At 72.0% G+C, this 22,315-nt stretch carries 14 protein-coding genes and 1 pseudogene; 11 read left to right on the top strand and 4 right to left on the bottom strand.

Annotated features, from left to right (window positions below; all coding sequences use genetic code 11):
• The first annotated feature begins 8 nt into the window (after nucleotides 1–8).
• From OG974_RS06890 to OG974_RS06850, 9 genes and pseudogenes are all read left to right on the top strand, one after another.
• A complete protein-coding gene (locus OG974_RS06890; protein ID WP_327281746.1) occupies nucleotides 9–1,091 on the top strand; it encodes a glycine betaine/L-proline ABC transporter ATP-binding protein in 1,083 nt (360 codons plus the stop codon).
• Complete coding sequence (locus OG974_RS06885) at nucleotides 1,091–3,070, top strand: ABC transporter permease (protein WP_371645804.1); 1,980 nt, start codon at nucleotides 1,091–1,093, stop codon at nucleotides 3,068–3,070. Before OG974_RS06890 ends, OG974_RS06885 begins: the two co-directional genes overlap by 1 nt.
• Before the next feature lie 22 nt (nucleotides 3,071–3,092).
• Entirely contained in the window at nucleotides 3,093–4,130 is a 1,038-nt protein-coding gene (locus OG974_RS06880) for an ABC transporter substrate-binding protein (protein WP_327281744.1), read from the top strand.
• A gap of 248 nt (nucleotides 4,131–4,378) precedes the next feature.
• On the top strand, nucleotides 4,379–6,853 hold the full coding sequence (locus tag OG974_RS06875; RefSeq protein ID WP_371645801.1) for an FAD-dependent oxidoreductase: 2,475 nt from the start codon (nucleotides 4,379–4,381) through the stop codon (nucleotides 6,851–6,853).
• Nucleotides 6,850–8,082, top strand: coding sequence for a sarcosine oxidase subunit beta family protein (locus OG974_RS06870; RefSeq protein ID WP_327281742.1), 1,233 nt, complete (start codon nucleotides 6,850–6,852; stop codon nucleotides 8,080–8,082). The genes OG974_RS06875 and OG974_RS06870 overlap by 4 nt, the downstream gene beginning before the upstream one ends.
• Nucleotides 8,083–8,094: 12 nt before the next feature.
• A pseudogene (locus tag OG974_RS06865) lies at nucleotides 8,095–11,213 on the top strand (sarcosine oxidase subunit delta family protein).
• Nucleotides 11,206–11,832: a sarcosine oxidase subunit gamma gene (locus OG974_RS06860; protein WP_371645799.1), complete on the top strand. Its 627-nt coding sequence runs from the start codon at nucleotides 11,206–11,208 to the stop codon at nucleotides 11,830–11,832. The pseudogene OG974_RS06865 and the gene OG974_RS06860 overlap by 8 nt, the downstream one beginning before the upstream one ends.
• A 221-nt stretch (nucleotides 11,833–12,053) precedes the next feature.
• A complete protein-coding gene (locus tag OG974_RS06855; RefSeq protein WP_371646752.1) occupies nucleotides 12,054–12,755 on the top strand; it encodes an NPP1 family protein in 702 nt (233 codons plus the stop codon).
• Between the two features lie 95 nt (nucleotides 12,756–12,850).
• Entirely contained in the window at nucleotides 12,851–15,082 is a 2,232-nt protein-coding gene (locus tag OG974_RS06850; protein WP_371645797.1) for a SpoIIE family protein phosphatase, read from the top strand.
• Nucleotides 15,083–15,506: 424 nt separating this feature from the next.
• On the opposite strand, the gene OG974_RS06845 is transcribed toward OG974_RS06850, so the two are convergent.
• The 3 genes from OG974_RS06845 to OG974_RS06835 form a co-directional block, all read right to left on the bottom strand.
• Complete coding sequence (locus tag OG974_RS06845; RefSeq protein ID WP_327281739.1) at nucleotides 15,507–16,238, bottom strand: hypothetical protein; 732 nt, start codon at nucleotides 16,236–16,238, stop codon at nucleotides 15,507–15,509.
• 138 nt (nucleotides 16,239–16,376) lie between these two features.
• On the bottom strand, nucleotides 16,377–17,822 hold the full coding sequence (locus OG974_RS06840; protein ID WP_327281738.1) for a glyceraldehyde-3-phosphate dehydrogenase: 1,446 nt from the start codon (nucleotides 17,820–17,822) through the stop codon (nucleotides 16,377–16,379).
• A gap of 157 nt (nucleotides 17,823–17,979) precedes the next feature.
• Nucleotides 17,980–18,801, bottom strand: coding sequence for a helix-turn-helix transcriptional regulator (locus tag OG974_RS06835; RefSeq protein ID WP_327285984.1), 822 nt, complete (start codon nucleotides 18,799–18,801; stop codon nucleotides 17,980–17,982).
• Between the two features lie 140 nt (nucleotides 18,802–18,941).
• Here OG974_RS06835 and OG974_RS06830 point away from each other — a divergent pair, with 140 nt between their 5' ends.
• Together OG974_RS06830 and OG974_RS06825 are read left to right on the top strand one after the other, a co-directional pair.
• Nucleotides 18,942–20,405: an MFS transporter gene (locus OG974_RS06830; protein WP_371645794.1), complete on the top strand. Its 1,464-nt coding sequence runs from the start codon at nucleotides 18,942–18,944 to the stop codon at nucleotides 20,403–20,405.
• A gap of 210 nt (nucleotides 20,406–20,615) precedes the next feature.
• Nucleotides 20,616–21,605, top strand: coding sequence for an alpha/beta fold hydrolase (locus OG974_RS06825; protein ID WP_371645792.1), 990 nt, complete (start codon nucleotides 20,616–20,618; stop codon nucleotides 21,603–21,605).
• 23 nt (nucleotides 21,606–21,628) lie between these two features.
• Here OG974_RS06825 and OG974_RS06820 read toward each other — a convergent pair whose 3' ends face one another.
• Entirely contained in the window at nucleotides 21,629–21,946 is a 318-nt protein-coding gene (locus OG974_RS06820) for a hypothetical protein (RefSeq protein WP_327281735.1), read from the bottom strand.
• Between the last annotated feature and the right edge of the window lie 369 nt (nucleotides 21,947–22,315).

Here is a 22,315-nt window from a genome sequence, read left to right as displayed (position 1 = left end):
GGCCGACAGTGACCGCAACGAAGACAGAACCGCCGTCGCAGCGGGGCGCGCCCGGGGACGGGACCCCGGTGATCTCCGTCCGCGGCCTGTGGAAGGTCTTCGGGCCGAAGCCCGCGCGGGTGCCGGACTCGCCCGAGCTGTGCGCCCTCTCCCGCCGCGAGCTGATGGAGCGCACCGGCTGCACCGCGGCCGTGCGGGACGTGGGCTTCGACGTGTCGCCCGGCGAGGTCTTCGTGGTCATGGGCCTGTCCGGTTCCGGGAAGTCGACGCTCGTGCGGTGTCTGACCCGGCTGATCGAGCCGACGGCGGGCGAACTCCTCTTCGAGGGCGAGGACATCCGCGGCGCCGACCGCAAGAGGCTGCGCGAGCTGCGGCGGCACAAGTTCGCGATGGTCTTCCAGCACTTCGGGCTGCTGCCGCACCGCCGGGTCCTGGACAACGTCGCCTACGGCCTGGAGATCCGCGGCGCCGGCCGGGCCGAGCGGACCCGGCGGGCCATGGAGGTGATCGAGCTCGTCGGCCTCGCCGGGTACGAGCACTCCCACCCCGACCAGCTCTCCGGCGGCATGCAGCAGCGCGTCGGGCTCGCCCGCGCCCTCGCCGGGGACCCGGACGTGCTCCTGTTCGACGAGCCGTTCTCCGCACTCGACCCGCTGATCCGCCGGGACATGCAGAACGAGGTCGTGCGGCTGCACCGGGAGGTCGGCAAGACGATGGTGTTCGTCACCCACGACCTGTCCGAGGCGCTGAAGCTGGGCGACCGCATCCTCATCATGCGCGACGGCCGCACGGTCCAGTGCGGTACGGGCGACGAGCTGGTCGGGGCGCCAGCCGACGACTACGTCCGGGACTTCGTCGCGGACGTGCCGCGCTCGCAGGTGCTCACCCTGCGCTGGATCATGCGTCCGGCCCGCCCGGACGACGCGCTCGACGGCCCGGAGTTCGGTCCCGACATCGTTGTCCGCGAGGCGACGCGGGCCGTCCTCGCGGCGGACCGGCCCGTGAAGGTCGTGGAGAACGGGCGGCTGCTGGGCGTCGTCGGCGACGCGGAGGTCCTCGCGGTCGTCGCCGGCCCGGAGGGCGGTGCGTGATGGCCGTCCCGGCAGCGGTGACCGCGCGGAGGGCTCCGGTGCGCGGCGGGCGCGCGGTGGTCGCGGCCGCGGTCCTCGTCGGGTGGCTCGTCCTGTGGGCGGCGCTGCGCGGCATCCACACGCTTCCCCTCGGCACGGCCGAACTGACTCCGCTCCACCGGCGGTTCAACGAGATCAACGACGCCGTCGGCGCCGGCCGCAACAGCAACCCGGTCTTCCTCTACGTCTTCAACGAGATCCGGCTGGTCATCGACACCCTCGTCACCTTCCTCCAGGGGCTCTTCGCCCAGCCGTCCTACGGCCGCCCGGTCCCCCTGGTCGGCTGGCTGGGCGTCGTCGCCCTCGTCGGATACGCGTCGTGGGTGTTCGGGAACGTACGGGTGGCGGCGCTGGCCGTCGCCGGGTTCGTCCTCTTCGGCCTCCAGGGACTGTGGCGCGAGAGCATGGACACGCTGGCCCTGACCCTGGCGGCCGTCCTCGTCTCCCTGCTCATCGGCATTCCGCTCGGAGTCTGGGCCGGGCTGTCCGACCGGGTGTACCGGCTGGCGACCCCGGTGCTGGACTTCATGCAGACGATGCCGACCTTCGTCTACCTGGCCCCGCTGACGCTGTTCTTCCTCATCGGCCCCGCCTCCGCCACGATCGCCACGCTGATCTTCGCGACGCCGCCCGCCGTGCGCATCACCGCCCACGCGATCCGCTCCGTACCGGCCGCCACGGTCGAGGCGGCGCAGTCCCTCGGCGCGACGCGCGGCCAGACGCTCGCCACCGTACTGCTGCCGCTGTCGAAGCGGACCGTCGTGCTGGGCGTGAACCAGACCATCATGGCCGCGCTCTCCATGGTCACCATCGCCGCGCTCATCGACGCCCCCGGGCTGGGCAAGACCGTGGTCAAGGCACTGGAGACGCTCGACGTGGGCACGGCGTTCAACGCCGGGCTCGCCATCGTCGTCCTGGCCGTCCTGCTCGACCGGGTGACCACCGCGGCGAGCGAGGAGGACGCGCGGCGGCGCGGGGGCCGCCGGGATCGCCGGCGCCGCCCCCTGCTCCTCGCCGGCGCCGTGCTCACCGGCGGGTGCGTCTGGCTCTCCCACACCTACGTATGGGCGGCGCAGTTCCCCGCCGGCTCCGGTGTCGGCGCGGCGATCGCGCGTACGGCGGACTCCGCCACCGCGTGGGCGCAGGGCGGCTTCGCCGGTGTGACGGGCGCGGTGCGCGACCTGGTCACGACCCTGCTGCTCAACCCCTTCGAGGCGCTGCTGACCGGCTCCCCCTGGTGGCTGGTCGGCGCGGTCGTGGTGGCCCTGGGCGCACTGACGGGCGGCCCGCGGGTGGCGGCCACCGCGGCGGCGTGCGTGGCGCTGATCGTCGGCACCGGCCTGTGGCGGGACAGCATGACGACGCTGGCCTCCAGCCTGGTCGCCACGGTCATCGTCCTGGCGCTCGGTGTCGTGGTGGGCGTGTGGATGGGGCGCAGCGCCCTGGCCGACCGGCTCGTCCGCCCCGTTCTCGACGCGGGGCAGACGATGCCGGCGTTCGTCTACCTGGTGCCGTTCCTGGCGCTGTTCGGGGCGAGCCGGTTCACGGCGATCGTGGCGGCGATCGTCTACGCGGCCCCGGTGACCGTGAAGATCATCGCCGACGGGGTGCGGGGCGTGCCGCTGGACACGGTGGAGGCGGCGGTTTCGGCCGGATCGGGCACCTGGCAGATCATCACGAAGGTTCAGCTCCCGATGGCCCGCGGTGCCCTCGCGCTCGCCACGAACCAGGGGCTGGTCTACGTCCTGTCCATGGTCGTGGTCGGGGGGCTGGTCGGGGCGGGCGCCCTCGGCTACGACGTCGTGGCGGGTTTCTCTCAGGGCCAGTTGTACGGCAAGGGGCTGGCCGCGGGCCTGGCCATCGTGCTGCTCGGGGTCATGTTCGACCGGATCACCCAGGCGGCGGCGCACCGGGCGGCGAACGCCCCCGGCGGGCGCTGAGGCGGAAGAAGGGGCAGGACACATGGCAGGAATCGGCAATACAGGACCGCACCCGCAGCGGCAGCCGCACCCGCAGCGGTGGCGCCCGGCCGGGTTGGCCGCGCTGGCCGGTCTGTCGGCGCTGGCCCTCGCCCTCGGCGGGTGCAGCGGCGCGAAGGTGGGGGAGGCGGGCGCCGGGTCCTCGGGCGGTGGCGCCGGCGCGGGGAAGTGCGGCTCCTTCAACCTCGCCGTCAACCCGTGGGTCGGGTACGAGGCCAATGCGGCGGTCATCGCGTACGTCGCGAAGAAGGACCTCGGCTGCGAGGTGACCAAGAAGGACCTCAAGGAAGAGGTCGCCTGGCAGGGGTTCGGCACGGGCGAGGTCGACGCGATCGTCGAGAACTGGGGCCACGCGGACCTGAAGAAGAAGTACGTCGAACAGCAAAAGACGGCCGTCGCAGCCGGGGAGACCGGCAACAAGGGGGTCATCGGCTGGTACGTCCCGCCGTGGCTGGCGCAGAAGTACCCGGACATCACCAAGTGGCAGAACCTCAACAAGTACGCGGACCAACTCAAGACCTCTGAGTCCGGCGACAAGGGCCAACTGCTCGACGGGGACCCGTCGTTCGTCACCAATGACGGGGCGCTGGTGAAGAACCTGAACCTCGACTTCAAGGTGGTGTACTCGGGCAGCGAGGCCGCGCTGATCCAGGCCTTCCGCCAGGCCGAGGCCAAGAAGACGCCCGTCATCGGCTACTTCTACGAACCACAGTGGCTCTTCTCCGAGTTGAAGCTCGTCAAGGTGGAGCTGCCGGAGTACAAGGCGGGCTGCGACGACGACCCGGAGAAGGTCGCCTGCGACTACCCCGTGTACGCCCTGGACAAGATCGTCAGCAAGAAGTTCGCGGATGCCGACGGTCCGGCCTACCGGCTCGTGAAGAACTTCAACTGGTCGAACGAGGACCAGAACCTCGTGGCGAAGTACATCGCGCAGGACAAGATGTCGCCGGAGGACGCCGCCGCGAAATGGGTGGGGGCCAACCGTGCGAAGGTCGACGCCTGGCTCGGGAAGAAGGGCTGATCCGGCCCCCGTTCCCGCGCGCCGCACCGTGCCCGGAAGGCTGCTCCGGCAGCCCTCCGGGCACGGCTGTTCCCGCCCTGCGCACAGGGGAGTTGCGGGGCCGATCGCCGCTCTTGACACCACCCTGGGCGGGCGGCACTGTGAGTTGCGCAACCTGCACCACGTTGCGCTGACGGCAACTGTTCGACAACTGCCCGGCGACTGTACGGAAACTGCAACTCGACTTCTTTCGAATCGGAGGGGCGGAGATGGCGGGACCGCGCGTGGTCATCATCGGAGCGGGCGTCGTGGGCGCGGCGCTGGCGGACGAACTGTCCCTGCGCGGCTGGACCGGGATCACCGTGGTCGACCAGGGCCCCCTCCCCGTCACCGGCGGCTCCTCCTCCCACGCCCCGGGCCTCGTGTTCCAGGCGAACCCCTCGAAGACCATGACCGAACTGGCCCGCTACACCGTCGAGAAGCTCGCCACCCTCGACGTCGACGGGCAGCCCTGCTTCCTCCCGATCGGCGGACTCGAACTCGCCACCACCCCGGAACGCCTCACCGACCTGCACCGCCGCCACGGCTGGCTCACTTCCTGGGGCGTCGAGGGCCGGCTCGTGGGCCCGGACGAATGCGCGGCCCTGCACCCGCTCATCGACCGCGACCGCGTCCTCGGCGGACTGCTGGTCCCCACCGACGGCCTGGCCAAGTCGGTGCTCGCCGTCGAGGCGCAGCTCCGGGACGCCCGTGCCCGCGGCGTACGCGTCCTCGACCGCCACCAGGTCCTGGACGTCCGTACCGAAACCGATGACACCACCGGAGCCGACCGCGTCACCGCCGTCGTCACGGACCACGGCGAGATCCCCGCCGACATCGTCGTGTGCTGCGCCGGCATCTGGGGCCCCAAGGTCGCCCGCATGGCGGGCACGAGCCTGCCGCTGACCCCGCTCGCCCACCAGCTGGCATGGACCGGCCCCGTCCCCGCACTCGCCGGGCGGACCGAGGAGGCCGTCCACCCCGTCTTGCGCCACCAGGACGCCGACCTCTACTACCGCGAGTGCTTCGACCGGCTCGGCATCGGCTCCTACGGCCACCGCCCCATGCCGGTCTCCGCCGACGACATCGCCCCGCCGGACTCCTCCCCCCGGATGCCGTCCGTACTGCCGTTCACGGCCGAAGACTTCGCCGACGCCTGGACCGAGACCCGGTCCCTGCTGCCCGCCACCCGCGACACCAAGATCGAGGAGGGGATCAACGGGCTGTTCTCCTTCACCACCGACGGGATGCCCCTGCTCGGCGAATCATCCGAGGTCAAGGGCTTCTGGGTCGCCGAGGCCGTCTGGGTCACCCACTCCGCCGGAGTCGGCCGAGCCATGGCCGAATGGCTCGTGGACGGCCACTGCTCCTCCTTCGACCTGCACGGATGCGACGTCAACCGGTTCGAACAGCACCAGCTCGCCCCCGCGTACGTCCTCGCCCGCGACTGCCGCAACTTCGTCGAGGTCTACGACATCCTCCACCCGCTCCAGCCGGCCGGTGCGCCGCGTCCGCTGCGCACCAGCCCGTTCCACGTCCGCCAGCGGGAGCTCGACGCCTTCTTCCTGGAGGCCGCCGGCTGGGAACGGCCCCAGTGGTACGAGGCCAACGCGCCCCTGCTGGACCGGTGGGACGTCCCGGCACCCGACGACTGGGCCGCCCGGATCTGGTCGCCGATCGTCGGCGCCGAGGCCCTCGCCACCCGGGAGGGTGTCGCCCTGTACGACATGACGGCCCTGAAACGGCTGGAGGTGTCCGGCCGCGGAGCCGCGGCCTTCCTCCAGCGCCTGACCACCTCCGACGTCGACAAGTCCGTCGGCTCGGTCACGTACACGCTGATGCTGGACGAGAACGGCGGCATCCGCAGCGACATCACGGTGGCCCGGCTCGCCCGCCACCGCTTCCAGATCGGCGCCAACGACAACCTCGACCTCGACTGGCTCACCCGCCACCTCCCCGACGACGGCTCCGTGACCGTACGGGACATCACCGCGGGCACCTGCTGCATCGGCCTGTGGGGGCCGAAGGCGCGCGAGGTGCTCCAGCCGCTCGCCGACGCCGACTTCTCGAACGAGGGCCTGCGCTACTTCCGGGCCCGCAGCGCCCACGTCGGCGCCGTCCCCGTCACCGCCCTGCGCCTGAGCTACGTCGGCGAGCTCGGCTGGGAGCTGTACACCACCGCCGACACGGGGCTGAAACTGTGGGACACCCTCTGGGAGGCCGCGCAACCGTACGGCGGCATCGCGGCCGGCCGGGGCGCCTTCAACAGCCTGCGCCTGGAAAAGGGCTACCGGGCCTTCGGCACCGACATGAGCCACGAACACGACCCGTACGAGGCCGGCCTCGGCTTCGCCGTGAACCCGGGCAAGGGCGATTTCATCGGCCGGGTCGCACTGGAGCGGCGCGCGGCGGACGTTCGGCGGCGCCTCACCTGCCTGACCATCGACGACCCGGCCGACGTCGTCATGGGCAAGGAGCCCGTGTACGACGGGGACCGACCGGTCGGCCACGTCACCAGCGCCGCGTACGGATACACCATCGGCAAGTGCATCGCCTACGCCTGGCTGCCCGCGGAACTCGCCACACCGGGCCGCGCCCTGCGCATCGGCTACTTCGACCGGCGCATCGCGGCGGTCGTCGCCGCCGAGCCGCTGTTCGACCCGGGGATGCGCCGACTGCGCGGCCTGCCCGGAGCCGCCCGATGAGCCCGCGGACCCCGGGGGCCGGACTGCCCGAGCACCCCGCACGGCTGTGGCGCACCCCCCAGCCCGAGCGCGGCTACGAGGTGCTCATCGTGGGCGGCGGCGGACACGGCCTGGCCACCGCCCACTACCTCGCGAAGAACCACGGCATCACCGACGTCGCCGTCCTCGAACGCGGCTGGCTCGGCGGCGGCAACATGGCCCGCAACACCACCATCATCCGCTCCAACTACCTGTGGGACGAGAGCGCCGGGATCTACGAGCACGCCCTCAGACTGTGGGAAGGACTGGAAGAAGACCTCGACTACCCGCTCCTGTTCTCCCAGCGCGGCGTACTGAACCTGGCCCACACCCTCCAGGACGTACGCGACGGCGTGCGCCGCGTCGAGGCCAACCGGCTGAACGGCGTGGACGCCGAATGGCTCGACCCCGCGCAGGTCAAGGAGGTCTGCCCGATCGTCGACACCTCACCGGACGTGCGGTACCCGGTGATGGGCGCCACCCACCAGCCGCGGGCGGGCATCGCCAAGCACGACCACGTCGCCTGGGGCCTCGCGCGCGCCGCCGACGCCGCCGGCATCGACCTGATCCAGAACTGCGAGGTCACCGGCATCGACGTACGGGACGGCAGGGTCACCGGCGTGCAGACCTCGCTCGGTCCGATCGCCGCCGGCCGCGTCGCCCTCTGCGCGGCAGGCCACTCCTCCGTACTCGCCGCGATGGCCGGCTTCGAACTCCCCCTCCAGAGCCACCCGCTGCAAGCATTGGTCTCCGAACTGCTGGAACCCGTGCACCCGACCGTCGTGATGTCCAACGCGGTGCACGTGTACGTCAGCCAGGCCCACAAGGGCGAACTGGTCATGGGCGCCGGCATCGACGCGTACAACGCCTACACCCAACGCGGCGCGTTCCACATCATCGAACGCCAGATGGCGGCCGCCCTCGAACTCTTCCCGGTCTTCGCCCGCGCGCACGTCCTGCGCACCTGGGGCGGAATCGTCGACGTGAGCCCCGACGCCTCACCGATCACCGGGCTCACCCCCGTGTCGCACCTGTACGTCAACTGCGGCTGGGGCACCGGAGGTTTCAAGGCCACACCCGGCGTCGGCTGGGCCCTCGCGCACACCATCGCCCACGACGCCCCCCACCCGCTGGCCGCCCCCTTCACGCTCGAACGCTTCACCACCGGCGCGCTCGTCGACGAGCACGGCGCGGCCGCGGTGGCCCACTGAGGAGCCGAGACGATGCTGCTCATCCCCTGCCCCTGGTGCGGGCCACGTGGCGAGGCCGAATTCCATTACGGAGGCCAGGCGCACGTGCCCTACCCCGCGGACCCCGCGGCCCTGAGCGACGGGGCGTGGGCCCGCTACCTCTTCTTCCGCGACAACCCCAAGGGCCCCTTCGCCGAACGCTGGCACCACGCCGACGGCTGCCGCCGCTGGTTCAACGCCGTCCGGGACACGGCGACCAACGAGATCCGGGCCGTCTACCGGAGCGGCGAGCCCAGGCCGGTGAACCCGTGACCGAACACCCCTACCGGCTGCCCGAACGGGGCCGCGTCCACCGCGACCAGCCGCTGCTCTTCCGCTTCGACGGCGTCGAGTACGAGGGCTACCGCGGCGACACCCTCGCCTCCGCGCTCCTCGCCCACGGGGTCCACCGGGCAGGCAGCAGCATCAGGCTCGGCCGCCCGCGCGGCATCTTCACGGCCGGAGTCGAGGAGCCGGGCGCCGTCGTACAGATCGAGGCGCCCTTCCCCGAGCCGATGCTGCCCGCCACCACCATCGAGCTGTACGAGGGGCTCGTCGCGAGCAGCCTCCCCGGCCAGGGCCGGCTCGCCACCACACCCGACCCCGCCCGCTACGACGCCGTGCACGCCCACTGCGACCTGCTGGTCGTCGGCGCGGGCCCCGCCGGTCTCGCAGCGGCGACCGCCGCCGCCCGCAGCGGCGCGCGCGTCGTCGTCGCCGACGACCGGCCCGAACCCGGCGGCAGCCTGCTCGGCACCGGCGAGCTGCCCGGATGGGTGGCCGCGGCGGCCGCGGAACTGCGAGTCGCTCCCGAGGTGCGCGTACTGCAGCGCACCACCGTCTTCGGCCACTACGACGACAACCACGTGCTCGCCGTGGAGCGCCGTACCCACCACCTCGGCGCGCTGGCCCCCGCGCACGTCTCCCGCGAACGGGTATGGCGGATCCGGGCGCGCCGGGTCGTGCTCGCGACCGGCGCCCACGAACGCTCCCTCGCCTTCGCCGACAACGACCGCCCCGGGGTGATGCTCGCCGGGGCCGCCCGTACGTACCTCCACCGGTTCGGCGTCGTACCGGGCCACCGCGCGGTCGTCTTCACCACGAACGACAGCGCCTACCCCGCCGCCCTCGACCTGGCCGCGGCCGGCGTGGCCGTCGCGGCGGTCGTCGACGCCCGACCCGAGCCGGGGCAGTGGGCGGTGCGCGCCGCCGAGGCCGGCATCGACGTGCTCGCCGGGCACGTGGTCACGGGCACCGCGGGCGCACCCCGGGTCTCCTCGGTGACCGTGTCCGGTCCCGGCGAAGGCTCCGCCGTCCGCCAGGCCCGCGCCGTCCGCGAGGTCCCGGCCGACGTCCTGCTCGTCTCCGGCGGCTGGAACCCGGTCGTCCACCTGTTCAGCCAGGCCGGCGGGCGCCTGCGGTACGACACCGCGCTCGGCACGTTCGTACCCGACGGCTGCCGACAGGCGGTGGAGGCCGCCGGAGCGGCACGAGGAGAGTACGACCTCTCCCGCTGCCTGGCCGACGGCCGGGCAGCGGCAGCCCGGGCACTCGAAGCCGAGGGCTTCGCCGTGCACGGGGCGCTCCCGCTCCCCGCCGTCGCCCGGCAGCCCCGCACCCCCGCCCGCCACCTGTGGGTGGTCCCCGGCGCGGACCCCGCCCGCTGCTTCGTCGACCTCCAGCGCGACGTCACCGTCGCCGACCTCGCCCGCGCGACCGGTGCGGGCCTGCGCTCGGCCGAGCACCTCAAGCGCTACACCACGGCCGGCACCGCGAACGACCAGGGCAAGACCTCCGGCGTGCTCACGAGCGGAGTCGTCGCACACCTGCTCGGCGTCGACATCGGCGAGCTGGGCACGACGACCTTCCGCGCCCCGTACGCACCGGTCTCCTTCGCGGCGCTCGCCGGCCGCGACCGGGGCCCGCTGCACGACCCCGTACGGGTGACCGTCCTGCACGAGCGGCACCTCGCGCACGGCGCCGAGTTCGAGGACGTCGGCCAGTGGAAACGGCCGCGGTACTACCCGCGGCCCGGTGAGGACATGGCGGCCGCGGTGCTGCGCGAGTGCCGGGCCGCCCGCGAGGGCGTGGCCTTCATGGACGCCTCCACCCTCGGCAAGATCGACGTGCAGGGGCCCGACGCCGGGGTCTTCCTGGACCGGCTGTACACCAACGTGATGAGCACGCTGAAGACCGGCATGTGCCGCTACGGAGTGATGTGCCGCCCCGACGGCATGGTCTTCGACGACGGCACCGCCATCCGCCTCGCCGACGACCGCTTCCTCGTCACCACCACGACCGGCGGCGCCGCCGCCGTACTGGACTGGATGGAGGAGTGGCTCCAGACCGAATGGCCCGAACTGCGCGTGCACTGCACCTCGGTCACCGAACAGTGGGCCACCGTCGCACTCGTCGGACCCCGCTCCCGGGACGTCCTGCGCGAGCTCGCCCCCCAACTCGCCGTGGAAGCAGCTGACTTCCCGTTCATGGCCTGGCGGGACACGGCCGTCGCCGCCGTCCCGGCCCGCGTGTGCCGGATCAGCTTCTCCGGCGAACTGGCCTACGAGATCAACGTACTGCCTTGGCAGGCGCCCGAGTTGTGGGAGGCGCTGTACGAGGCGGGCCGCCCCTTCGGCATCACCCCGTACGGCACCGAGACCATGCACGTCCTGCGCGCCGAGAAGGGCTATCCGATCGTCGGCCAGGACACCGACGGCACCGTGACCCCACAGGACCTCGGCATGGGCTGGATCGTCTCCCGCAAGAAGCCCGACTTCATCGGCAAACGCTCCCACGCCCGCACCGACACCGCCCGGCCCGACCGCAAGCACCTCGTCGGCCTGCTGCCGGACGACCCCGGCGTCCTGCTGCCCGAAGGCACCCAGCTGGTCGCCACCGCTGCGCTCCCCGAACCGCCGGTGCCGATGCTCGGCCACGTCACCTCCGCCTACCGCAGCGCGGCACTCGGCCGGACCTTCGCACTCGCCCTCGTCAAGGGCGGCCGGGACCGCATCGGCGACCGGCTGTACGCACCCGTGGGCGACGCCCTGGTCCCGGTCACCGTCGCGAGCACCCCGCTCTACGACCCCGAGGGGACACGTCGCGATGGCTGACACCACCGCCCGGCGCGACGGGCCGAGCCCCCTGTCGCGGTACGCCGAACGCTTCGCCGCCGCCACCCGAGCCTCGGGCGGAGCCCTGCGGCTCGCGGAACTCCCCTTCCTGGCCCAGGTCGACGTACGCCTCGACCCCAAGGGCCCGGCCTCCGACGCCGTCGGGCCCGCCCTCGGCTTCCCCCTGCCGCTGGAACCGAACACGCTCGCCCGCGGTGGCGAGTTCGCGGCGCTGTGGCTGGGCCCGGACGAATGGCTCGTCATCGGCCCGGCCGGTACCCGGACGCACCTCGAAGCCCGCCTGCGCGAGGCCGTCGGAGACCGGCACGCGGCCGTCGTCGACGTCTCCGCGCAGCGCACCACCCTGCTCGTCGGCGGGGCCCGGGCCGCCGAACTCCTCGCACACGGCTGCTCCCTCGACCTGCACCCCCGCTCCTTCGGAGCCGGGCGCTGCGCCCAGACCACACTGGCCCGGGCCCAGGTGGTGCTCGCGCGCGCAGAAGCCGGGCCCGGGTTCAGGGTCCTGGTGCGCTCCTCGTTCGCCGGCTACCTCGCCGAGTGGCTCCTCGACGCCGCATCGGAGTACACCTGGAATTCGCCTGACTCGACCCGGACTTGAACGTGGCCGGGCTAGGGTTCCCCCGGTTCCCGGCTCCCCGTGCCCGGAGCCACCCGTCAGGTCAAGGAGATGATGTGCGCAGCCTGCTGTCACCGACGAGGACGACGAACGAAGCCACCGCGGCCGGGGCTTCCCGGCCCCGGCTCCGGCCCCTGCCCCGGCCGTGGGCGGGGGTACGCCGGACCCTCACCACCGCGGGCCTCGGTGCGGCGGCGCTCGTGATGGTCCTTCCGGCCGTCGCCGTCGCCGACGTGATACCGGCCCTGCCGCAGAACGCGGACGGCCTCGAACAGACCTTCTCGCCCGCCTTCGACTACGACGGGGACGGCTGCTACGCCACCGCCGCGATCAGCAGCAGCGGAACCCTCAACCCCGGGCTCAAGCCCGGCGGAGCGGTGAACGGCCACTGCCGGGACTACGCGCAACTGCAGAACTCCAACACGTACTCCCGCGAGAAGTGCAACAACGGCTGGTGCGCGGTCATGTACGCCGGCTACTTCGAGAAGGACCAGGCCACGCTCGGCCCCCTGGCCATCGGGCACCGCCACGACTTCGAGCACGTGGTGGTCTGGATCAAGGACAACGAGGTCCAGTACGTGTCGACTTCGCAGCACAGCGGCTGGAAGTGGTACCCCCGCTCACAGGTCCGCTTCGACGGGACGCACGCCAAGGTCGTCTACCACAAGGACGGCGCCTCGACGCACTTCTACCGCCTCGCCAACGGCAACGACGAACCCGCCGAGAACCACACCGGCAACTGGTTCTACCCGCGCCTCGTCGGCTGGAACGGTTACCCGGCGAGCCTGCGCGACAAGCTGATGAACGCCGACTTCGGCTCCGCCACGATCAAGATCACCGACAGTCGCTTCAACGACGCCCTGAACGCCTCGAAGCCCCCGATCCCCTTCGACCCCTATGCGTAACGCTCGGTAGCCGCCCGTCGGACTTCGCCCGGCACGGGCTCGCCGGAGCGGGCGGATGCCGACGCGCGGGCGGGGTGTGGGGGGACCATGGACGGGTGCGAAACCTTCCAGGGCGGGACCAGGGGGCCGAGCAGCCCGGGCCGGCCGAGCACCCCGAGGCGGCAGGTACCGCCGAAGGGGCCGGGCCCGCAGCGGAGGCCGACCAGCGGGCGCTCGGCGAGGCCCTGGTCACGGCCTGTGGGGCCGCGGGGGCGTCCATCGGCATGCTCTACCTGCCCGACGCCGCCCGGCGCGTCCTGCACCTGGCGATGACCGTCGGCCTGTCCCGCGAGTTCGCGCTGCCCTGGTCCCGCGTCGTTCTGGACGACGTCATCCCGGTGGCCGACGCCGTCCGCGACCGGCGGTTCGTCTGGCTGGGCGGCCAGGAGGAAACGGCCCGGCGCTACCCGCGCCTCGGCCTCGTCCTGCCGTACGACTTCGCCCTCGCCGCCGCCCCGCTCGTCCCCGACCCGGCCCCCGAGCCGGCGGGCCCCACCGGGGCCGGTCTCGTCCTCCTGTGGCCCGGCTCCCACGGGCCCCACCTGAACGATCGGGAGCGCGCCGCCGTGGACTCCGCGTGCGGCCGTCTCGCGAACTTCCTGCGCCGGGCCGCCGAGGCCGGCCACCCCGTCCGTCCGCCGGCGGACCCGGCCATGCTGCGGCCGCCTCCCCCTCCCACGCCCGGACCGGTCGAGGCGGCCGCCGCCATGGCCTTCATCCGCCGGCTGCCCGGAGGCAACTGCGCACTCGATCTGAACGGCACGATCACCTTCATCACCCCCGAGGCGGCCGAGCTACTGGGCGCACCCGTCTCCCGGCTCCGCGGAGCCCTGCCCTGGGAAGCCCTCCCCTGGATGGACACCCCCGTCATCGAGGACCACTACCGGGCCGCCGCGATCAGCAGGCAGCCCCGCAGCTTCACCGCCGCGCCGCCGATCGGCCGGTACCTGCGCTTCGACCTCTACCCGGACGACACCGGGATCAGCGTCCGCATCAGCTCCGTCGCCGCCGACGAGCCCGTCCCGGCGCCCGCCACCCCGACGGGCGTCCCCCTGGAGCCCTCGCCCAGCCGGGCCACCGCCCTCTACCAGCTCATGCACCTGGCCGCAGCCCTCACGGAGGCCGTCCACGCCCGGGACGTCGTCGATCAGGCCGCCGACCTGCTCGTCCCCGCGATCGGAGCCCAGGCCCTGGCCCTCCTGGTGGCCGAGGAGCAGCGCCTGCGCATCGTCGGCTACCGCGGCTACACGGCCGAGCTCATGGCCCGCTACGACGGCATCCCCCTCGGCATCCACACGGCCAGCACCCACGGCCTGCGCACGGGCGAGCCGCTGTTCTTCGCGTCCGCGGGCGAGCTCGCAACCGCCTTCCCGGCCGTCGTGATCGGGGACGGCATGGCCGCGTGGGCGTTCCTGCCCCTCATCGCGTCCAGCCGGCCCATCGGCACCCTCATCCTGGCCTACGCCCGCCCCCACGCCTTCGCCCCCGGGGAACGGGCGATCCTGACCTCCCTCGCCGGACTCATCGCCCAGGCCCTGGACCGTGCCCGCCTCTACGACTCCACCCACCAGCTCGCCCACAGCCTGCAGACCGGCCTGCTGCCGCGCGTCCTGCCCAGTGTCCCGCACCTCGAAGTGGCCGCCAGCTACCTCCCGGCGGCGCACGGGCTCGACATCGGCGGCGACTTCTACGACCTGATCCGGATCGACGACACCACCGTCGCGGCCGCCATCGGCGACGTCCAGGGCCACAACGTGAACGCCGCCGCCCTCATGGGCCAGGTCCGCACGGCCGTACACGCCACCGCCGGCGAGCCCCCGGCGGAGGTCCTCGCCCGCACCAACCGGCTCCTGACCGACCTCGAACCCGGACTGTTCACGAGCTGCGTGTACGCCCACATCGACCTCGCGGCCCGCACCGCCCACCTGGCCACGGCCGGCCACCCGCCGCCGCTGCTGCGCCACGCCGGCGGCCCGGCCGAGATGCTCCACCTGCCGCCCGGCCTGCTCCTCGGCATCGACCGGGACGCCTCGTACACGGCCGTCGAGATCCCGTTCGAGCCGGGCACCCTGCTGACGCTCTACACCGACGGGCTGGTCGAGGTCCCCGGTGACGACCTGGAGGAGGGCATCGCCGCCGTCGCCGCCCGCATCACCGCAACCCCCGACGGCCACCCGGTGAGGGCGCTGGCGGACGACCTCATCGACCAGGCCCGCGCAGGCGCCCCCCGCACGGACGACATCGCCCTGCTCCTGCTGCGCTTCGCCCAGGAGGAGCGGCGGACGTGAGGAGCCGCGAACATGAGGAGCCGCGGACGTGACGGAGCCCGGGAGCATATCCAGCTCCCGGGCTCCAGTTTGCCACCCAATTGCGCACACCGGCGGCGTTTAAGAGTCGCGGATCATTCTGAGACCGACGTGTTCTGCCTTTGAACTACCGCGCCACGAGAGAGGCGCAGGGGGGACTTGAACCCCCATCCATCGATGATCGTCCGCGCTCGGTCGATCCGGCGTTCGGCGGCGAATGCTGAGACTGGAGCGAGAATCTGAGTTTTACGGGGCCGCCTCTGCCGGCTTGGGCCACCCCGGCACGTGGGCCGGGGGAGGGATTCGAACCCCCAATTGACACCCCTTGGTCAGCTTCAACATCAGTTTCAGCTTTTGCGCGCTGTGCGCGCACCCCCCCCGCTCGCACAAGGGGGCGATCTTGAGGCTACCGGAACAGGTAGCCGAACACCGCGTCACCGACGCGCTGGTCGTCGACCTCGGCGCCGTTGGCCTCCTCGCGGGCGTACTTGACGGCCTGCTGGAGCTTCTCGACCCGGTCGAGGAGCTCGTTGACCCGGCGGGCCGGCAGGGCGCCGGAGAACTTCACCGTCGTCCAGTAGCCGACGGGCACGTCCTCGTAGTACACCTCGACCTGGGCCGGGTGCTTCTCCGTGGCCTCGGCCTTCACGTGGTTGCGCGGCACCTTCTTGGTGCGGATCGTGCGGACCGGGTCGGTCTTCCACGAGTCGGTCGAGGGGTCGAGGTTCCACGCCTCCGACGCGTCGAGGACCGGGAGCTTGCGGACGAACGTGTGGAGGTCGGTGAGCTGCTTCTCCAGGAACAGCAGGTACGGGACCGGTACCCGGGGCAGCAGGACGGTTCCGTCGACGACGACGTCCGCGGCCGCCGTGCGGTTCGCCCAGTCCTTCGTCGCCGTCACGTCGAACAGCCGCGTCAGCGTACCCGCCGTCGCGCGCAGCACGTCCTCCGCCTTGACCTGCACCCGCGTGGACTCGGGCGGCAGCTGCTCGCCCTCCTCGTCCTTGGGCTGGTACGTCCGCGAGATGCCGGCGAGCAACGCGGGCTTCTGGACGTCCTGATGGGCTTGGGTCAGTTCCTGGAGAGACTTGGACTTGACGCCCTTCTCCACTGCGATGATCTGATTCAACTTCGGCACACGAGGAACCTAACAGCACATCAGTGCGGTACACATCCGAGTTTTGCCGACGGCCTGCAACGGGAAAGCGCGCGGCCCGCCCCGCCGCCCGGAAGGGGCGGCGGAACGGGCCGTGAGGGCGACGCGCCTACGACGGGATCAGACCGCCGGGGACGGGTACGTCGGGTACTCGACGCCGGAGACGTGCTGGACGACCCGGATGACCTGGCACGAGTAGCCGAACTCGTTGTCGTACCAGAGGTAGAGGATCGCGTTGTCGCCGTCGACCTTGGTGGCACCGGCGTCGACGATCGAGGCGTGGCGCGAGCCGACGAAGTCCATGGAGACGGCGTCGGGAGCCGTGGTGAAGTCGATCTGGCGCTTGAGCGGCGAGTTCAGCGAGACGTCGCGGAGGTAGTCGAGGACCTCGTCGCGAGTGGCCTCGCGGCCCAGCCGCAGGCTCAGGATGGCGATCGAGACGTCCGGGACGGGGACGCGGATCGAGCTGCCGGTGATCGGGGCCTTGAGGTCCGGCAGCGCCTTGGCGACGGCGGAGGCGGCACCGGTCTCGGTGATGACCATGTTGAGCGGCGCGGAGCGGCCTCGGCGGTCGGCCTTGTGGTAGTTGTCCAGCAGGTTCTGGTCGTTCGTGAACGAGTGGACGGTCTCGACGTGACCGCGCAGGACGCCGAACTCGTCGTCCATGGCCTTCAGCGGCGGGACGATCGCGTTGGTCGTGCAGGACGCGCAGGACAGGATCTGCTCGTCCGGCTTGATCGTGTCGTGGTTGACGCCGTGGACGATGTTCGGGACGTCGCCCTTGCCCGGGGCGGTCAGGACGACCTTGTCGATACCGGGGCGCAGGTGCTTGGAGAGGCCCTCGCGGTCGCGCCACTTGCCGGTGTTGTCGATGAGGATGGCGTCCTTGATGCCGTGCGCCGTGTAATCGACCTCGGACGGGTCGTTGGCGTAGATCACCTTGATCGAGTTGCCGTTGGCGACGATCGTGCTGTTCGCCTCGTCAACGGTGATCGTGCCGTTGAACTGGCCGTGGATCGAGTCGCGGCGCAGCAGCGAGGCGCGCTTGACGAGGTCCGCCTCACCTCCGCCGCGGACGACGATGGCGCGCAGGCGCAGCCCGTTGCCGGAGCCGGCCTTCTCGATCAGCAGGCGGGCGACGAGGCGGCCGATGCGGCCGAAGCCGTACAGCACGACGTCGCGGCCGGCGCCGCGCTCGATCTTGTTGGCACCCGTGGCGCCGGCGACGGCCTGGGCGGTGAAGTCCTCCACCGACAGGCCGCGGTCGTCGGCCTTGTAGGTGGTGGCCAGCATGCCGATGTCGATCTGGGACGGCCCCAGGTCCAGCGTGGTCAGGGCCTGCAGGAACGGCAGCGTCTCGGTGACGGAGAGTTCCCCGCCGGCTATCTGCCGGGCGAATCGGTGGGTCTTCAGGATGCTGACCACCGACTTGTTCACCAAGGAGCGGCTGTGGAGCAGGATCGTGACGTCCTGTTCCCGGTGCAGCTTCCCGATGATCGGGATCATCGACTCCGCGATCTCCTCGCGGTTCTTCCAGTTGGTGAACGAGTCGTCATTGACAGTCACAGGTTTATCTTTCGAGCTAGGCGGCGCTCACATGCTAACCCCACGCCACTTTGGCCGCTCAAGCGGGACCGTTGCGGTGCTATTTCATTGCGATATGCCCGAAATGCTCTCGTGTGATCCTCTGAGGAGGTTTCCTCGTGTCCGCGCAGGAGACGGGTCAACCGGCGATCGGGTACATGGTCCCGCGCCGCCCTTCCGGGGACGTCAGCCACTCCAGCCGCTCCGCCGTGTCGGTGGACGGCACCGGAGTGTGCAGCACGATCGACAGGTCGGGCCGGGCCGGCACGCGCAGCTGGGTCGACTCGACGAACAAAGTGCCCACCACCGGGTGCTCCAGCTCCTTCTCCATCTGGCCGCCGGGCCGGATGTCCCGCTGGTCCCACAGCACGGCGAACTCCGGGCTGACCTCCCGCGCCTCCTCGATGACGGCCCTGAACCCCTCGTCGTCGGGCCACTCCGAGTACGCCGCCCGGTACTGGGCGACGACGCTGCAGGCGATCTGCTCCCAGTGCTTGGAACGGGCCCGGTAGATGGGGTCGGTGAAGAACGCGATCAGACAGTTCTGCACGATCTCCGGGCGCATGCCGAGGACCAGGGCGGCCGCGTCGTTGTACAGCACCGTGTTCCAGTACACGTCCATGATGTGCGCGGGGAACGGCATCCAGGCGTCGATCAGCCGCTTCAGACCCTGGCACATATCCCGGTCGGCGGGCGCCACTTCGAGGGCGGGCGGATTGAGTCCGGCCAGGACGTACAGGTGACGCCGCTCGGCGCTGGACAGCTTGAGGACCCGGCCCACCGAGTCGAGGACCTGCGGGGACACCGTGATGTCCCGGCCCTGTTCCAGCCACTGGTACCACGACACCCCGACGCCCGAGAGCACGGCGACCTCCTCCCGGCGCAGGCCCGGGGTGCGCCGGCGGGCTCCGCCGTCGGGCAGACCGGCCTCGGTGGGCGTGACCCGCGCCCGCCTGCTCATCAGGAACTCGCGCAGTTCCGAACGCCGGTGCTTGTCGATCGGTGTAGCCACGAACTCCCCCTGTCGGCTGCCTGGTGGTGCCACCAACAGGATAAGTTCCCACTCTCCACGGGCATTCCCCGGCCACCAGGGTGGTGGCCATGGCAATAGACACCCATACGACGACCACCACCTCGACGATGGCACCGGCACCGGCACCGGCACCGGACGGTGGATCCCGGAGCGCGCTCCCCGGGACCGACGGGCTCACCGGCCGGGCCAAGTTGGTCCTCTTCGTGCTCTGCGCCGCCCAGTTCATGGTGGCGCTCGACTTCTCCGTGCTGAACGTGGCCCTGCCGGTGCTCGGCAAGGACCTGGGCCTGAGCCGGTCGGCCCTCCAATGGGCGGTCACCGCCTTCGCCCTCCCCTCCGGGGGCTTCCTCCTCCTCTTCGGCCGCATCGCCGATCTGTACGGACGCAAGAAGACGTTCCTGGTCGGCCTCGGCCTCTTCGGAGCCGCCTCGCTGCTGGCCACCCTGGCCTGGGACCCGGCGTCGTTCCTGGCGGGGCGGGCCCTGCAGGGTCTCGGCGCGGCGGTCATCGTGCCGACCGGCATGTCCCTGCTGACCACCACGTTCCCCGAGGGTCCGCTGCGCGACAAGGCGGTCGGCATCTCCGGCACCCTGCTCTCCCTCGGCTTCACCATCGGCATGGTCCTCGGCGGAGTCATGACCGACACCCTCGGCTGGCGCTCCACGATGGGGCTGCTCTCGGTGACCGCCGTGATCGTGCTCGCCCTCGCCCCCGGTCTGCTGCCCGAGTCGCGGACCACCGACCGGCCGCGCCTGGACGTACCGGGCGCCATCACCGTCACCGGTGGCTTGCTCGCGCTGATCTACTCCCTCTCCACGGCGGCCCAGCGCGGTTTCGGTGGCGTGGACGTCCGGGGCACGCTCCTCGCCGGACTGCTCCTGCTCGTCGCCTTCGTCTTCGTGGAGTCGAGGACCCCGGCCCCGCTGGTCTCGCTGCCGATGCTGAAGCGCCGCACGATCGCCTGGGGCAACGTCGGCGGTCTGATCACCTTCTCGATGATGTCGACGGTCGTCTTCGTCCTGACCCTGTACCTCCAGGAGACGCTGGAGCTGTCCTCCTTCCGGACGGGTCTGGTCTTCGGCGTCCAGGGCATCGCCTCCGCCTTCGCCGGGTCGTACGCGCCGAAGGTCATCGGCCGCTTCGGGGCACGGCGCACGCTGATCGGCTCGCTGCTGGGCCAGGGCGTCTTCACCGCGGCGCTGCTGGCCGTGGGGCCCGAGTCCGGCGCGCTGGTGGCGACCCTCGCCGTCTCGGTGGCCAGCATGTGCCACCTCGGCGCGATCATCTCGTACGGGCTGACCGTCACGAGCGGGGTGCCCGACGCGGAGCAGGGGCTGGCCACCGGCCTGGTCACCACGACGCAGCAGGTCGGCCTGACCATCGGGATCCCGCTGCTCGGAGTGCTCGCCACCACTCAGGCATCGCTCCTCGGCGGGGTCCGCACGGTCCTGGCGATCGATGCGGCGATCGTGGTCGCGGCAGCGGTGCTGGTGGGCGTGGGCCTGGGCACGGGCGGTACGAAGAAGGCCTGACCGGGACGTGGATCGAGATCGGGACCGGGGACCGGTAGCGGGGGGCCACCCACCGCACACCGGTCCCCGTCCGGCGTCGTGGGGGCGTCCTCCGGTCGCGCCGGCGCCGTGCGGCGGTCCCGCGGATCGGGCCGCTCGTACCGGATGATCGGCCGGACACGGCCGGGCACGCGCGAGCCCCGCGAGCCCCACGAGCAACGGAGAGAGCGGATGCGACAGCGGACTGCCCTCCTGATCGCCGCCCTGGTCGCGACCGCGCTGGCCGCGGTCCCCGGGTGCGCGAGCACGACGGCCCTCCGCGGCGCCCAGGCCGCGTCCGCCTCCGCGTCTGCCTCCGCCTCCGGGCCGGGTGGCCGGCCGCCGCGGGACTTCTCCGGCCAGATCGACATCGGCGGCGGCCGAAAGCTCTGGCTGAGCTGCAAGGGGAGCGGCAGCCCCACGGTCGTCCTGGAACCGGGGCTGCACGATTCGTCCGACACCTGGACCTTCACCGACACCCGGCCGCCCGTCCCGAAGTCACCGGCGGTGTTCCCGGGCGTCGCGGCCTTCGCCCGGGTGTGCACGTACGACAGGCCCGGAACCATCCGCTACACGAACCCGCCGGCTCTCACCACCCGCAGCACGCCCGTCACCGGCACGCGCTCCCTCACCGCCATGGCCTCGGACCTCGACGAGCTGCTGACGGCGGCGCACGTGCCCGGCCCGTACCTGCTCGTCGGCCACTCCTTCGGCGCAATGATCACCCGGCTGTACGCCCAGCAACACCCGGCCGACACCGCAGGCCTCGTCTTCGTCGACGCGTTCGGCACGAACGCGGAGCCGTTCTTCGGCGCGCAGTGGCCCGCGTACCTGAAGTTGCTCAACGAACCCGGTACGCCCTTCGACGCGGATCCGGCATTCGAGAAGGTCGACGTCGACGGCGCGGCCGCCGCGGTGAAGGCGGCGAGGCCCCTGCCGAAGGTCCCGATGGCGGTGCTCAGCAAGACGGAGCCCTTCGCGGTCCCGGCGGGGAGCCCCGAGGCCGTCCTCGCGCCGCTTGAGCGCGCCTGGCCCGAAGTCCAGCAGGCCCTGGTCGAGCTGGGGAACCAGACCCCGCACCTCCTGGCCACCGGAAGCGACCACTACGTGCAGCTGCACGACCCGGACCTGACGATCAGCGCGATCCGGCTGGTCGTCGGCCGGGCCCTTGCCGGACGGTGACCGTCCGGCCGCCGGTCACGGCCTCATACCCGCCTCCACCGGGGCGGGTTCACCGGGGAGAGGGGTTCGGGCGCGGGTTCCGGGCCGCGCAGGTGCAGGTCGCGGACCGTGGCAGCGGTCTCGCGTTCGAAGTGTTCCCAGGAGATCAGCCGCCGCCAGGCGGGGTCCGGCCGCCCCGGCACGGTGGCCCCGCGGGCCGCCCACTCCCGGGCGAGCTGCTCGAACAGCGGGGCGGCCGCGGCCGCGTGGGTCGCCTGCCGGGGGACGTAGAGGAGGCGGTCGCCGTCATCCGCAGCCCGGTGCCGCGCCGTGGTGGTGAGCGTGGAGCGCGTCGTCGTCATGCCCGGGCAAACGATTTCCTGGGCTGCGGGGACACGCACGGGCGGCTGCCCGGGTGAGCGGGTGACCGGAGGCGAGCGGATTCCCCGAGGTGGGGGCCGGGAAGCGCTGTGGCGTCGGCGGGCAGGCCTCCACGGGGGGCGCGTCCCGCCGCCGCGGTCGAGCAGCTCTGTCCCGGGCGCGGGGAAGGGCGGTCGAACGACCCCGAATCCGGACGACTGGCCGACACGCCGCGCTTGGTTGCGTTCTCGGCCGGAGTGGTCAATGTCCGCTCCCGCGGCGGGAGTTCGGCCGGATTTTCGTGCCGATCGATATGGCCGAAGGCGTCATCTGCAATGCGGCTGATTTCCCGGGAAAGGAACCCCGCGGGT

Source organism: Streptomyces sp. NBC_00597 (assembly GCF_041431095.1).
Lineage (GTDB): Bacteria > Actinomycetota > Actinomycetes > Streptomycetales > Streptomycetaceae > Streptomyces.
The sequence above is the reverse complement of the archived record's forward strand: the minus strand, read 5'-3'. Positions and strand labels throughout refer to the sequence as shown.